Annotated in this window: 13 protein-coding genes and 1 riboswitch; of the genes, 6 read left to right on the top strand and 7 right to left on the bottom strand. The window is 39.8% G+C overall.

All coding sequences use genetic code 11. The annotated features are described in order from the left end of the window. Positions 1-11: 11 nt before the first annotated feature. A riboswitch (FMN riboswitch) is annotated at positions 12-157 on the bottom strand. A 136-nt stretch (positions 158-293) separates the two neighbouring features. Beyond that, positions 294-824, bottom strand: a complete 531-nt coding sequence (locus tag N782_RS04650; protein ID WP_036816752.1) for a helix-turn-helix domain-containing protein — start codon at positions 822-824, stop codon at positions 294-296. A 234-nt stretch (positions 825-1058) separates the two neighbouring features. On the opposite strand from N782_RS04650, the gene N782_RS04655 reads away from it, so the two are divergent. Together N782_RS04655 and N782_RS04660 are read left to right on the top strand one after the other, a co-directional pair. Next, a complete protein-coding gene (locus tag N782_RS04655; protein WP_237582555.1) occupies positions 1059-1607 on the top strand; it encodes a CBO0543 family protein in 549 nt (182 codons plus the stop codon). A gap of 388 nt (positions 1608-1995) precedes the next feature. Then, positions 1996-2202 carry a hypothetical protein gene (locus tag N782_RS04660; protein WP_036816755.1) on the top strand — a complete coding sequence of 69 codons (207 nt, stop codon included), beginning with the start codon at positions 1996-1998 and terminating at the stop codon, positions 2200-2202. A 131-nt stretch (positions 2203-2333) separates the two neighbouring features. Here N782_RS04660 and N782_RS04665 read toward each other — a convergent pair whose 3' ends face one another. Then, positions 2334-2732: a hypothetical protein gene (locus tag N782_RS04665; RefSeq protein WP_036816758.1), complete on the bottom strand. Its 399-nt coding sequence runs from the start codon at positions 2730-2732 to the stop codon at positions 2334-2336. Positions 2733-2837: 105 nt separating this feature from the next. After that, complete coding sequence (locus tag N782_RS04670) at positions 2838-3290, bottom strand: OsmC family protein (protein WP_036816760.1); 453 nt, start codon at positions 3288-3290, stop codon at positions 2838-2840. A gap of 96 nt (positions 3291-3386) precedes the next feature. Here N782_RS04670 and N782_RS04675 point away from each other — a divergent pair, with 96 nt between their 5' ends. Continuing rightward, positions 3387-4916 (top strand): phytoene desaturase family protein, encoded by a 1530-nt coding sequence (locus N782_RS04675; RefSeq protein WP_084102976.1) that lies wholly within the window; start codon positions 3387-3389, stop codon positions 4914-4916. A 5-nt stretch (positions 4917-4921) separates the two neighbouring features. On the opposite strand, the gene N782_RS20615 is transcribed toward N782_RS04675, so the two are convergent. Then, positions 4922-5899, bottom strand: a complete 978-nt coding sequence (locus tag N782_RS20615) for a sensor histidine kinase (RefSeq protein WP_052111175.1) — start codon at positions 5897-5899, stop codon at positions 4922-4924. An 11-nt stretch (positions 5900-5910) separates the two neighbouring features. Further along, positions 5911-6612 carry a LytR/AlgR family response regulator transcription factor gene (locus N782_RS04685; protein ID WP_036816767.1) on the bottom strand — a complete coding sequence of 234 codons (702 nt, stop codon included), beginning with the start codon at positions 6610-6612 and terminating at the stop codon, positions 5911-5913. A gap of 211 nt (positions 6613-6823) precedes the next feature. On the opposite strand from N782_RS04685, the gene N782_RS04690 reads away from it, so the two are divergent. Further along, a complete protein-coding gene (locus N782_RS04690; RefSeq protein ID WP_036816770.1) occupies positions 6824-7567 on the top strand; it encodes an ATP-binding cassette domain-containing protein in 744 nt (247 codons plus the stop codon). Continuing rightward, positions 7564-8727, top strand: a complete 1164-nt coding sequence (locus N782_RS04695; protein ID WP_084102977.1) for an ABC transporter permease — start codon at positions 7564-7566, stop codon at positions 8725-8727. The genes N782_RS04690 and N782_RS04695 overlap by 4 nt, the downstream gene beginning before the upstream one ends. A 101-nt stretch (positions 8728-8828) precedes the next feature. On the opposite strand, the gene N782_RS04700 is transcribed toward N782_RS04695, so the two are convergent. After that, the gene (locus N782_RS04700) at positions 8829-9644 is read right to left on the bottom strand and encodes a TIM barrel protein (RefSeq protein WP_036816773.1); all 816 of its coding nucleotides are present in this window, start codon (positions 9642-9644) and stop codon (positions 8829-8831) included. A gap of 95 nt (positions 9645-9739) precedes the next feature. Next, positions 9740-11005, bottom strand: coding sequence for an MDR family MFS transporter (locus N782_RS04705; protein ID WP_052111176.1), 1266 nt, complete (start codon positions 11003-11005; stop codon positions 9740-9742). A 189-nt stretch (positions 11006-11194) separates the two neighbouring features. Here N782_RS04705 and N782_RS04710 point away from each other — a divergent pair, with 189 nt between their 5' ends. Further along, positions 11195-12922 carry an ABC transporter substrate-binding protein gene (locus N782_RS04710; protein WP_052111177.1) on the top strand — a complete coding sequence of 576 codons (1728 nt, stop codon included), beginning with the start codon at positions 11195-11197 and terminating at the stop codon, positions 12920-12922. Positions 12923-12938: the final 16 nt, after the last annotated feature.

Consider the following 12938-nt stretch of genomic DNA (forward strand, 5'->3'; position numbering starts at 1 on the left):
CGACTCTACTCCTATTCCTTCTCCCATCCGGACTCTTACCGTCGGCTCTGGTCTCGCACCAAATCAGCCACAAAGTACATACTCTGCAGGTCGCGGGCTTACAAGTATTCACTTGATCACCGCCGGTTGGGAATTGCACCCTACCCCGAAGGAAACACTATTTAGTTGTTATTCATAATATATCTGATTTGAGCAGTTATCGCAATTCATTCAGCTCCTTAAATGTTTAGATAACATAAAAGGAACCCTCTGAACTCTAATAAAGTCCAAAAGATTCCTTTCGTTCCGAATACTTAGGAAGGCATCAATTCGGTTGCTGCTGTCGTAACACCTATCATGATTCCTTTTTCGTTTAACAAAGGTTGGCCAAACACATCGTAAGAAATGGTTCCTGTATAATTAGGGTAGGTTATTTTTCTCCTTATCCCTATTTTCTGTTCTAATATATCACGTTTAAGTTTCATCAGGGCTAATGATCCATCATTGTTCAATATATCCGTATCTCTTTTTCCAATAATATCACTTAATTCTTTGTCCATTATTGGATTAAATACCCACGTATATCTCAGATCCAAATCACAATGAGCTAGTGTCATCGGAGAGTTTTGCAGGGAAACAGTAAAGGAATTTTCATTTCTATCAAAGTTCGTATAATGAAACCCTAACACGTCACCAATTCTTTTCGTTACATCACTACTAGGATTACGAGCACCCGACTCGATTTGTGCATAGTAAGCCCTATCAATAAAAGCGGTGTATGCTACTTCTTGTTGAGTCATTTGTTTGCTATTCCTAATATTGATTAACCAGTCTCGTTTCGTCATGACTACCACCTTTGTAAGATGATTATTTCTTTATCTACTGCACATCTTAGAAACATGCAAAGAAAATACACCATTACCTAATAAAATAGTACACTTTCACACTTCTCGTAAACGTAGCTATTGAGCCACAATTAGACATCTTACATAGCCATTTCCTAACGAATATGTAAACGCATCCCTACTTATACTAAGAGGTAACTAATAACAAAGAAGGCGACATCCATGAACTACTACATGCAAAAATTACTTGAATTACAAGAAACCTCTTCATCGACCCAATTTGACTATTGGAAGGAAGAAGTTGTATTTACACCACAGTGGTGGTTTTTATTATTCTCTCTTATTTTTCCTTGGTTTATTTGGTGGAAGTTATTCGAACGTTCCTTAGCTTTCAACCTTTGGATTGTGGGTCTATTTGTGATGCTGGTATCGTTTTTCTTAGATGAAGTAGGAGCTTCGTTTCTGTTCTGGACATACCCTTATACGCTCACACCTCTTGAAAGAGAAGTGTTTGATCCGGCTAATTTCACTCTTCTCCCGATTCTGTATATGCTGTTATTTCAATACTGTAGAAGTTGGAGGTTATTTTTAGTAGGCAATGTAGTTGTTTCTTTGTTTAATACGTACATCGGAGGCGGTTTATTTCGATGGATTGGTGCATATGAATTACTTACTTGGAAGAGCATTTATTCGGTTCCTATCTATTATGCAATTGGTGTAGCTGCAAAAGCATTTGTTCATCTGTTAGAGCGTATTCAATATGGTTCTCATAGGAAGGGGTAGTTCAAACAATAAAGGCTTCGTTAAAGTTTAGTGTTAGTTTTGAAATCAACTAATTAAAATAGCCTTGTTCCAGATAAGAAGCATAATTGGGTTAGGGGGATCGGACGTGCGCCCAAATTCACTGGGAGCCCCTTGCGAGCGAGTTTTTGAAATTAGGAGCGACTTTCTGGATATAGGAGCGACTTTCTGATTTTTGGAGCGACTTCGGCCAAATTCCGAGCAACTTATAAAAAATAGGAGCGACCGCTTATTATGGTAAAATAAACTGGTAAACGTTTTTAAACATCGGCAGTAAGTTACACTTTTTTATTCTCATTTGTATATTCTTTTATGAACAAAAAATGCATAATTTATTCTGTGTACCTTTATTATTTAGGGGGAGGTAACTTTGGGTTTATTTTTCTATCTTACAATTATTGTTGGCTTGTGTCTTATATATTTGTCTCTTCTGCTTTTGTATTATGCAAGTATGAAAAAAGCAGATAATGATGTGAAAAAGAAGGAACTTGAGCTAGAAGAAAAGAAGTTAGAGTTGGAAATAAAAAAGGTTGAAAGCAACAAAGAAAAAGAAGATAAAGTTGAGGGAGAGGTCTAAAAAGGCCAACGTTATATGGAACTGTTTTTTTTGCGAACGCATGCATAATGGAAGAAGAGAGAGCATTTCCCTATATGGAATTTGCTCTTTTTTTGTACTACCATTTAAGGGAAATCCCCACCCTACCTCCATTAAAAGCCATCATTCCAATTCTTTATTAGTAAATAGACATTTACTAATAGCAACAACCCCACATGCAACACTGGAGCCAATTGTAGTTGTACCACAGATGAGTTTGAAGTAGCATCCAACGCACCACCCCACACCACTTGTACCATAAAAAGAAACGCTAGGATAAAAATACTTGCCGTTATGCTTCTACCTAAATTGCTTTGTATTGAATGTAGACCAATTAGTAACAATCCAGTAGCAATGAAGAAGAATACTTGGGAGGTAATAGCTTCTGACGTTGTATAAGAAATAGGGATATCGGATAGAATCAGTCCATTATAAGCGAACGCCACAAAAGCTACTAAGAAACCTATACATATGAATATGGTTCTGATAAGGACGCTTACTTTTGCTTTCATATAGAATTTCCCCTTTGTTCATTCACATAAATAGTAGCCCAACGAAAGAGTGCAAATGGTTCTTTGCACTCCAACATTGGACTACTTAGAAATCACTTATCTTCGTTAGCTGTCTAACACTTCAATATGCGCTTCAATGGAAATCGTAACATTGCCTTTAACCGCTCTTGAGATCATACAGTTGGATTCTGCTTTTTCTATCAGTTGTTCTAGCTTTTCAATTTGTTCATCTGTCGCATCCTCTTTTAATACCACTGATGGGCGATGAATGATTTCCTCATACGTAATGACGCCATTGGTTACATCGACAATTCCTTCTGATGTTAGTCCCATCTTGTGCAATGGTAATTCTGCGCGTTCAATCATCGCAGCAAGTGTGATGATATAGCATGTCGATGCCGCTCCAAGTAACATCTCATCAGGGTTCGTTCCTACGCCAGGACCGTCCATTTCAGGTGGAATAGATATTTCTGTATTTAATTGACCTGCTTCAATAGAACCAACGGAATTTCGTCCTCCAGGCCATTTTGCAGTTAAATGAAAATTGTGCTTCGCCATTCTAGCACCTCCTCGTTACCGCCATCATATCGAAAATGGATAGATGATACAAAAAATTTTCACTCTCTCCTACTTCAGCACATCAACGGAACACCCATGCCACAAGTTTTTTCCTTTAACGATTATAATAGAGGGTACTATAGTCAAGAAGGTGATGACATGACGACGTATGATATAGCTGTTGTTGGAGCAGGGTTTGGTGGACTTAGCGCTGCTGCTCTGTTAGCGAAAAAAGGGTACTCGGTTGCTGTATTGGAAGCATCATTTGAACTGGGTGGTTGCGCCGGGAAGTTCAATCGTCCTGGCTATCGTTTTCAGGCAGGTGCAACGGTTGGCATGGGATTTGAAGAAGGTGGAGTGTTGAAACGTCTTTTTGAGGAGTTAGAAATCGATCTCCCTCCTATGAAACGAATGGATACCATCATGAATATCCATATGGGCGATGAGACGATTCATTATTACCGTGAAAAAGAAGCATGGTTCCTTGAGCTGGAGAGACTTTTTCCACATATAGCTGATCGAGCAAAGGCATTTTTTGAAGAAGTCTTTCAGGTAGGCTCACGTATCGATCACTTATTGGATGACCTGCCTGTTTTTCCTCCAAAACGTGCGATTGACTGGTTGAAAATGACGAAGTATGTAAACACAAATAGTATGAAGCTAATTCCCTTCATGACCCAAACGCTTATGGATCGGTTAAAGGCTTTTAACGTAAATAAGGATGAGCGATTCTTAGCGTTTCTAAACGGACAACTAATGGATAGTGTACAAACCACTGCTGAACATTGTCCTGCTTTTCTAGGACATGCTGCATTACAAACCTTCCATAAAGGTGCCTATGCTGTTCAAGGTGGCCTCGCTTCCGTTGCCAAATCTCTTGCTACGTCCATCAAAGACAATGGTGGAGAAATACACATGCGTCGACCTGCTCTTCATATCGAACAGCAGCAAGGTTATTGGGTCGTGCACAGTAAACGTGAAAAGACCTACGTTGCCAACAAAGTCATTCTCAACAATTCCATGCATAACTTTCATCACTTGTTCGACGAATCCGTATCATCGAAATCGAATGTAAAAAAAGATCGGATGGATACATCATGGGGAGCTTTTATGCTTTATTTAGGTGTCGAGGATAACTACCCTGCAGACGTTTTGTATCACCAAATCATCCAAAACCCTTCCAAACCATTAGCGGAAGGAAATCAGTTTCTTCTGTCATTATCAGCTCCAAATGATCGTACAATGGCTCCTGAAGGAAAACGAGCCATTACGATTTCTACTCACACAGAAATAAGCCAATGGTGGCAACAGGAAACGTACGAGGAGCGAAAAGCAGAATACGTGGAGCGAATTCTAGATGGTGTCGAAAAACATTTCCCTACCATCCGGGAGGACATTGACCTACTCATGCCAGGTACCCCGGTCACCTTCGAACGCTATGTTAAGCGAGACAAAGGCCGTGTAGGTGGATATATCCCAAATGGGAAATGGAGCTGGCTGAACCATTATTCTGTCCATACGGGATTAACCGATGTCTTTAGTTGCGGAGATACCACGTTCCCCGGTGCAGGTACACTAGGCACTACACTGTCTGGGTGGATTGCAGCGAATGAGGCGATGAAATAATCGCCTCATACAATAGCAGGAAACTTAATGGTTAAGGTGAAATGTCGCTGCTTATAAGCAAAGTCTAGGTACCCCTCATGTTTCTCTACAATTTCCGAGATGATCATCGTACCAACCCCATGACCACCCCCCTTTTTGGTGGTATATCCTTTTTTCTCAAATAAGTTGTCTAAGATCTCATTTGGGATGTCCGTCGCATCATTGCGAACGGTCATGATGTAAAAAGCACTTCTTTTTTGCAACTTCATAGTAATTGTAGCTTGTTTATGTACGGTTTGCTGGTAATGAAGAGCAGCTTCAAAAGCGTTTGATAGAATGTTTCCAATTAACACCACAGTATCATCTTGTGAAATAGGCAAGGAGGAAATCGGGGTTTCAAGCTCATATTTTAGAGCAATGTGATGGTGATTGGCCTTTCTTTGATAATCATGCAAGACTCCTGAAACCGCTGCAGATTCTCCTGAGACTACTGTACTCACATCATCATACCTTCCAACTAACTGATCCATATAAGCTTTGGCATCTTGAAGGGATTCATTTTCTAGCATATATTGGATGCTTGTAATGTGCTTTAGGTAATCATGCCTATCCTTTCGCAGCTGTAAAAAGACCTCATCCATTTGCTCTCGATTGTTATGAGCCAGTTGATTTCGATTTTGATACAAGTACTGCTGTTCCAAAATCTGATACTTGGCCCACTCCATTGCAAAAGAACTCAAAAGGGGGATGATACATTCCAAAGCGGATAGCTGTACATAACTAACAACCAATAACCCCTGTACGGAAGTTAACACCCACATCGTTTTCGAGGAGCTGATATTCGTTAAATGACGACTTAGCTTGCCCTTATTTACAAAGAAGATTAGTAAAATGATGGGCAGGCTAGCAATTCCAATACTCCAATGGGAAACACGATACGTAAATATACTAATATGTAAAGATAGTAATAGAATAGTTATAATTCCAATTGTTGTTTTTGGCAAGCTTTCACAACCTAGAAATAGTAGTGTTGAACATAATCAAGTTGTTCTTTTGTAATGATTGCTTTTTCGTCTGTTCCATCAAACGAGACTGTATAGGAATGCTTACTATAAAGAGAGAAATGTTTAACAAAATGGATATTTATAATAAAGGATCGATGGGAGCGTATAAAGTCTCGTTCCCGTAGCTCCCCTTCTAGATCATTTAACGTTTGATAGGTAGACACAACTTGATTTTTTGTATGAATGGTTGAGGAACGACCAGTTCGCTCAATAAATATAATCTCTTTTTTGGGTAGAATGTGGATTTCAGACTTTTGCTTTATAAATAAGCGTCCTTTCATCTCCGTAGACTTCGTTTTATCCACATATCGATCAATGGATTGGACTAGTCTTTCTTTCTGATAGGGCTTCATAATATAATCATGGACATTCAATTCAAAAGCATGAACTGCGTACCCACTATGGGCCGTTACGAAAATGACATCAATATCGATAGCATGCGTATGAATTAAATCAGCCAATTCATAACCAGACAACTCTGGCATTTCAATATCAGCAATGAGTAAATCAATGTTCTCCTCTTTCACTAACTCATATGCCTCTGTAGCAGAAGAAACGGCAAATACAACCTCCGCTTCTCCTACTTGCGTAACGATACTTCTCATTTTCTCTAAATCAATGCTTCTGTCATCAACAATCCCTACTCGAACCATGAGGCCACAATCTCCCTTATTAAGAAAAGCGCAAGTGCTTGAGCTTATACTATCTTCTCTAGTGAGCTAACATGTCAATTGTAACATCCTCCCCATCAGGCAGAGAACGTTTCACGACATAAAAAGACCTTTACACGACAGAATGGTTTTAAGATACTCCATTATTCTATACGCTTGCATTACAGAAACAGCGCGAAGGGAGTTATTACAATTGATTGAAATAAACGAAGTTACCAAAAAATTCTCATCCAAGAAGGAAAGCATTACAGCTTTAAACCATGTTTCCTTTTCTGTTCCAGAAGGGCAGGTTGTTGGGCTCCTAGGAGAGAACGGTGCAGGGAAAACAACATTGTTACGAGCGATTTCGACGCTTTACACTCCGACAAGTGGGTCCATTTATGTAGATGGATTTTCAACAACAGACAATCCAAATGAGGTAAAGAAGAAACTAGGCGTCTTGTTTGGAGGAGAAACAGGATTATATGACCGTTTGACCGCACGGGAGAACCTTAAATACTTTGCAAGGCTGTATGGAATGTCTAAGCATGAAACAAAAGTACAGATTGAAGATCTTGCTGTTAAATTTGGCATGAAGGACTATCTTGATCGTAAAGTAGGGAGTTTTTCAAAAGGAATGCGCCAGAAAGTTGCCATCGCCAGAACCCTTATACATGACCCAGATGTTATTTTACTAGACGAACCAACTACTGGACTCGATATCACTTCTAGTAATGTGTTCCGCCAATTTATACTGCAGCTAAAGAAACAGGGAAAAACACTACTCTTTTCAAGTCACATTATGGAAGAAGTGCAAACACTATGTGATTCAGTCGTAATGATTCATAAAGGTCAGTTAGTCTATGAAGGAAACCTGGAAACGTTATACCACAACGAAGATTCCAAGGATTTGAACTTCATCTTTATGTCAAAATTAGCACGAGGTGAAACAGCATGATTTGGAGCATGTTTAAAAAAGAAATGACAGATGCTTTCCGAGATAAGCGAACCATGCTGTTAACTTTCCTCATTCCGGTAGCTATGCTGACGGCACTTGTATTTTTTTATGAGAGCATGTTGAGTGACAATTCCAATACCACCTATACAGTCGCTATCCCACATGAACTGTCCGAAGAAGGAGAGCAATTTTTTGCTGAACTTCCTACACTCAAACCTAACGTTACAGAAAACGCTAAGCAAGCAGTCGAAGAAGGAGAAGCAACCGTCGCCTTTCTATCTGAGGAAGCGTTTTTCGACACAGTTACCGAAAATCAAGTAAGCAATGTGACCTTGTACGGAGACTCCACTAGCGAAAACGCATCAACTGTCATGTCACTCATTGAAAATCAATTAAATACGCTGGAAGATAGTATTGTTTCTTCTCGCTTAGCAAACAACAATTTAAACGATAGCGTGCTTGAAGCTATTCAAATCGAACGACAACAGTTAAGCTATAATGATAACAACGGTGCTTCAACTATGATTCTAGCTATGTTTCTTCCTATGATTTTCGCTATATCTATTGCTTCAGGTGGTATGCCTGTTTCAGCTGACATACTAGCTGGAGAAAAGGAGCGGAAAACAATGGAAGCTCTGCTTATGACGCCGGTAAGTCGTAAGAAGATTCTTGTTTCAAAATGGTTTACGATTTCAACGATTGGATTTCTTTCAGGCATTACAGCTCTTATCATTGTTGTGATTGAAACATTCTTCTTTACTGAAAATCTAAAAGATGCACTAGGCTTTGGAGAACAGCTACCTCTTATCTTAATGGTTGTTCTATGTACAACGATTTTGTTCAGCTTATTTATAGGGGCACTGCAGTTATTGGTAAGCCTAGTGTCTAAAACAGTTAAGGAATCCAACAACTACGGATCACCAATTATTATGTTAACCGTTTTTCCTGTCTTTCTCATTATGAGTAAAGGGGTTAATGAGTTTACATTCACAGATTATATAACGCCATTTATGAATATGTTTGTTCTACTCAAAGAAATGCTACTAGGGGTTCTTGATCCTGTTGCGATATTCCTTACACTAGGAAGTACAGCTTTATATATGCTAATTGCATTTGTGATAGCGCAAATCTTGTTCATGAAGGATAAATGGGTGTTATAAAGAACGATGGTCACCTCTCCACAGGCGGCAGTTTACTGGTAAGCTTCTCTAAATATATCGGTCACATATAAAAGAGCTGCGCCATCAAAAGCGCAGCTTCTTTATGTAGAAATTAAATCTCTCACCCACCTGATCCCTTCCTGCACTGTTTGTTCACTCGGCTGTGTATGAGGGGTATGCTCAAATACAAAAATCTTTTCCTCGCCTGTTGCCAGCTGCTGTATAACCTTCTCCACCTGGTAATAGGACGGATCGTGTTCCTGACTAGGATGGATCATGTTCCAAATATAGTGCCCACTTTCCTTTACCACGTTATGTAAATGAACTACTTTAATGACTTCATTCCATTTCTCTATATGTTCATAGATGTCATACCCAACGGCCATCAAATAATCACCAATGTCCATGCACATTTGTAGGTCGTATTTTTTCCATACATCTAACGGAAAGGTATATAAATGGGATATACCTGCTGGATTTGCTCCTTTCCCTAGCTTCGGTTCACACACAATAGGAAGACCCGTTTCCCTTTGTAGTTCACTCAACTTCTGTAACCCTGCTTCAATTTGTTCGTTACCACTTTCCCCAACTTCTCCTGTAAAGTATGGAAAGTGAACGAGCATATATGCTGCACCTAGCTTTGATAACCTCTCAGCCTCTTGTTCAATTTGCTCCCAAGCTTGCTCTGGCTCCATTTGAACATATTCTAGCAAATCGTATTTACTATTCGAGCGATACAGCGGCGAATGAACACCATAACTTTTTTGGCTTTGATTCTTTTCTAAAAACCTCTGGAATGCCTGTTCATTTGCAAACTCCCCAATTTCAATATGATCGGTTTCTGTTCGAAATAAGTCATCAAATTGTTCTTCGTTCGATAAAATAGTACTCCCAGATATGCCAAGCTTATGTGCCATCTAACCATCCCTTTCTCTTACAGTTTCCATAGATAGCACTTCTATTTCCTAATATGAAATCCCTCCACATATTAATGACATAATCAGGCTTACCCTCATATCTGTTCATTAGAAGGTGTCAGTTCAAAATGTGGTTCCCTTTTTCGTATGGCGATCCTTGAGAAGAAAATCCCCGCAATAATTAGCAACAGATAAAGAAGGCTCATCCCCACACCACCAATGATGTTTCCTACGATTAGACCTAATGCCCCTAGCATTTTGCCAAGCTGAAATACCAATCCATTTACCGCCATATATGCTCCCCTACTCGAATCATCCACAATGTCAGCTAAAATAGATTGCCGCGTCGGGACGTACAATAGTTCCCCAACAGACAGTACACAAACCGCTAGAAATAGACCAACAATGTTGTTGCTAAATGCCATAAACGCATAGCCTAAGCCAAACAATATAAATCCTGTGTACATGATTGGTTGCTCTTGCTTTCCTTTGATCCATTTAGAGACAACCGCTGTAAAAATGACAATGATCAATGTATTGGCAACAGTTAGTAAGCTTAACAACTTAATGCCATCTAACTGAAAGGAAAACAGGTGAAACACATCAATCATTTGAGATGGGATGTCACGTTCCAGCCTTACTGAAATAAAATTATTCCGTTGAAATTCAATTGCCAATATAGCCACACCACCAATGGTAAAGGCTAAAAATGACCAATCTTTCATAACCATTTGATAACTTTTCCATAAGGGTTTTAATCCATAGCCTTGACCAGATTTTTCTTCTTTCGCAACATACGTATCGATAATACGAACGGCTGTCATCCAAAGGGTTAGCAAGCTAATACCAATCAATACAGCCAGTAATTCAAATAAGTACGCTTCAAAAAACCAGCCACCAATAATTAATCCAACCATGATGGACATATTAACAGCCCAATAGTTTATGGCGTACATAAACGCCCTTGTTTCTTTTGTGCTTACGTCAATTAACATCGCTTCTGCCGCTGGATTCACTAATCCCGCTGAAACTCCAATGAGGAGCATCATAACAAAGGTAATCCAGGCTGAAGTCATCCACGGAGAGTTTACAATCAACATTCCAGAGAAGGCCACTACCTTTAACACCTCTCCGGTCACCATCAAACGTTTTCGACCGACTATATCTGCAAGGTGACCACCATACAATCCAGTCAAAAATTGAACAGCCACCTGAATGAGAAGTAAGATTCCTGCAACCGTCGCATTGATTTCCCTCGTAAAATAGATGGCCATAAACGGGAAAACCGCTGACCCCACTATTCTACTAAGGAATGAAGTATAAATTCGGATTCGTATATTGGGATGTAGTGTACGAAACATTCGACCGCCTCCTTGACCTTCATTATCCACTTTCCAAAAAGCGGTAAAAAGGGTACAATCGAAGAAATAATGTCCCCTTTTTATACGTAAAGGAAGTATGAATTTCTGGCGCCTACCCCCGACAGGCTTGAGACAAGCCTGTCGGGGGTGACCAAGGCGCCCTGAGCTTTTCTTATGGAGGTTTCTCAAATGCTTGATCAACGCTACTTCACCATGCGCGCGCATCTTTATGAACGAGAACATAATCAAATATGTACGTTTAAACTTCAAGAACTTGAAGACATTTGGTATTGCTCGACAAAAAATGTAAAACGAATCCTACATGAGTTAGAAGCACAAGAAAGGTTGGTCTATCAACCCGGGAGAGGGAGAGGCAATCCTTCCACACTACAGTTTCTATCACCTTTTCAAAGTGAAGTAGACCACTACGTAAAAAACTGTCTACACTATGATCAGCTCGACAAAGCTGCACAATTATTAAGGCTCCCAATCCCCAAATCATGGATTGCCAAGTCTTCTTCTGATATACGGAAAATGTTTGGCTACCAATCAGATACAGCTTCCAAAGATATATTGCATGCTTTTATTACAAGAGATGTGATGACGCTAGATCCGTTACGTGTAGCTATATCGTTTGAGGCGCATCTGCTTGAGCAATTAGGTGATGCCCTTTTGACATATGATGCCCAGCATGATGTTATACGTCCGCATATTGCCCATCGCTATGAAGTAGACGAAACGTATCAGGTGTGGACTTTTCACTTGCGAAAAAGCGTACAGTTTCACCATCGTGAAGAATTGACGAGTCGCGATGTGGAAGCCACGCTGATTCGGGTGCAGCAAGGACCTATTTCTACTTCCTGGATGACGCAAGAAATTGTGAACATAGAATGCCAAGGACCATATAAAATCGTCATTACGTTATCGAAGCCCAACCCCTTTTTTGCGAGATACATGGCATCTTCCAATCTATGTATTTTACCTGCAGACACTCCTTTTGATGAGTACGAATGGATTGGCACTGGACCATTCTTTATGAAAGAGCGTACGGAGCACAAACTTGTCCTCGAAGCTTTCGATAGTTACTTCAAAGAGCGTCCCCTTTTAGATGAGGTCCATTTTTATAAAGTTTCTCCGGAAGTAGCTGATGTAGTTAATTTTACGATAGACAGTCCTGACCTAAGTGAACCGCAGAGCAAGCATGAAATCGAAACAGGATTTCGGTTTCTCACTTTTAATTTTCAGCAGGATAACATCGTTCAGCAACCGGATTTTCGGGAGGCTATTTTTCATTTATTAGACATGAACAAGATGGCGAAGGCCTTACAATGGGAGAATTGGGTGGAAGCTAGTAGTTTCATGGCTCACAGATCCGAACACTTACCTAAAGATTCTCAGCGCATCCCACATCTCCTAAAAAAAGCAGGGTATAAAGGGGAAACACTTCGTCTCTATCATCTCAACTTTGAACGTGCGAAGAGAGAAGTAGACTGGTTTGCGGATGAAGCGCGAAAATACGGAATTTCCTTTGAACTGCATCCCTTTACATTCAAGGATTTTTATGAAAAAAACATGGATCCAATGATTGATCTTATTTTTATGGGAGAAGTCTCCTCTCTCGATCCACACTTATCGTTCTTAGGTGCCTTTTACAATGACACACTTCTATTCCGACGCATGTTCCCGGAAAACGCGTTAACATGGATTGATGCTGAACTAGAAGAACTTAAAAAACAGATGGATGCAAGCGCACGGGAAGCTATCATGGCTAGAGTAGAAGCTTATATTAGGAATCATAACCTACTAATCTTTCAGCACCATCCTGTTAAAACACGTACATTTCATCCCCTTATTCAAAACGTAGAGTTTCAATCCTTTGGTCATTTTGACTTAACAAAACTATGGATTCCCAATTAACGAGAGAGACAAATCA

Origin of the sequence: Pontibacillus yanchengensis Y32 (assembly GCF_000770635.1) — a bacterium.
Classification (GTDB): Bacteria; Bacillota; Bacilli; order Bacillales; family BH030062; genus Pontibacillus; species Pontibacillus yanchengensis.

Bases quoted from the DNA above. Each gene is read 5' to 3' on its own strand.
- N782_RS04705 (WP_052111176.1), bottom strand. From the start codon at position 11,005: ATGTTTCGTACACTACATCCCAATATACGAATCCGAATTTATACTTCA.
- N782_RS04695 (WP_084102977.1), top strand. From the start codon at position 7,564: ATGATTTGGAGCATGTTTAAAAAAGAAATGACAGATGCTTTCCGAGAT.
- N782_RS04675 (WP_084102976.1), top strand. From the start codon at position 3,387: ATGCCACAAGTTTTTTCCTTTAACGATTATAATAGAGGGTACTATAGT.
- N782_RS04670 (WP_036816760.1), bottom strand. From the start codon at position 3,290: ATGGCGAAGCACAATTTTCATTTAACTGCAAAATGGCCTGGAGGACGA.
- N782_RS04650 (WP_036816752.1), bottom strand. From the start codon at position 824: ATGACGAAACGAGACTGGTTAATCAATATTAGGAATAGCAAACAAATG.
- N782_RS04665 (WP_036816758.1), bottom strand. From the start codon at position 2,732: ATGAAAGCAAAAGTAAGCGTCCTTATCAGAACCATATTCATATGTATA.
- N782_RS04710 (WP_052111177.1), top strand. From the start codon at position 11,195: ATGCTTGATCAACGCTACTTCACCATGCGCGCGCATCTTTATGAACGA.
- N782_RS04700 (WP_036816773.1), bottom strand. From the start codon at position 9,644: ATGGCACATAAGCTTGGCATATCTGGGAGTACTATTTTATCGAACGAA.
- N782_RS04685 (WP_036816767.1), bottom strand. From the start codon at position 6,612: ATGGTTCGAGTAGGGATTGTTGATGACAGAAGCATTGATTTAGAGAAA.
- N782_RS04655 (WP_237582555.1), top strand. From the start codon at position 1,059: ATGCAAAAATTACTTGAATTACAAGAAACCTCTTCATCGACCCAATTT.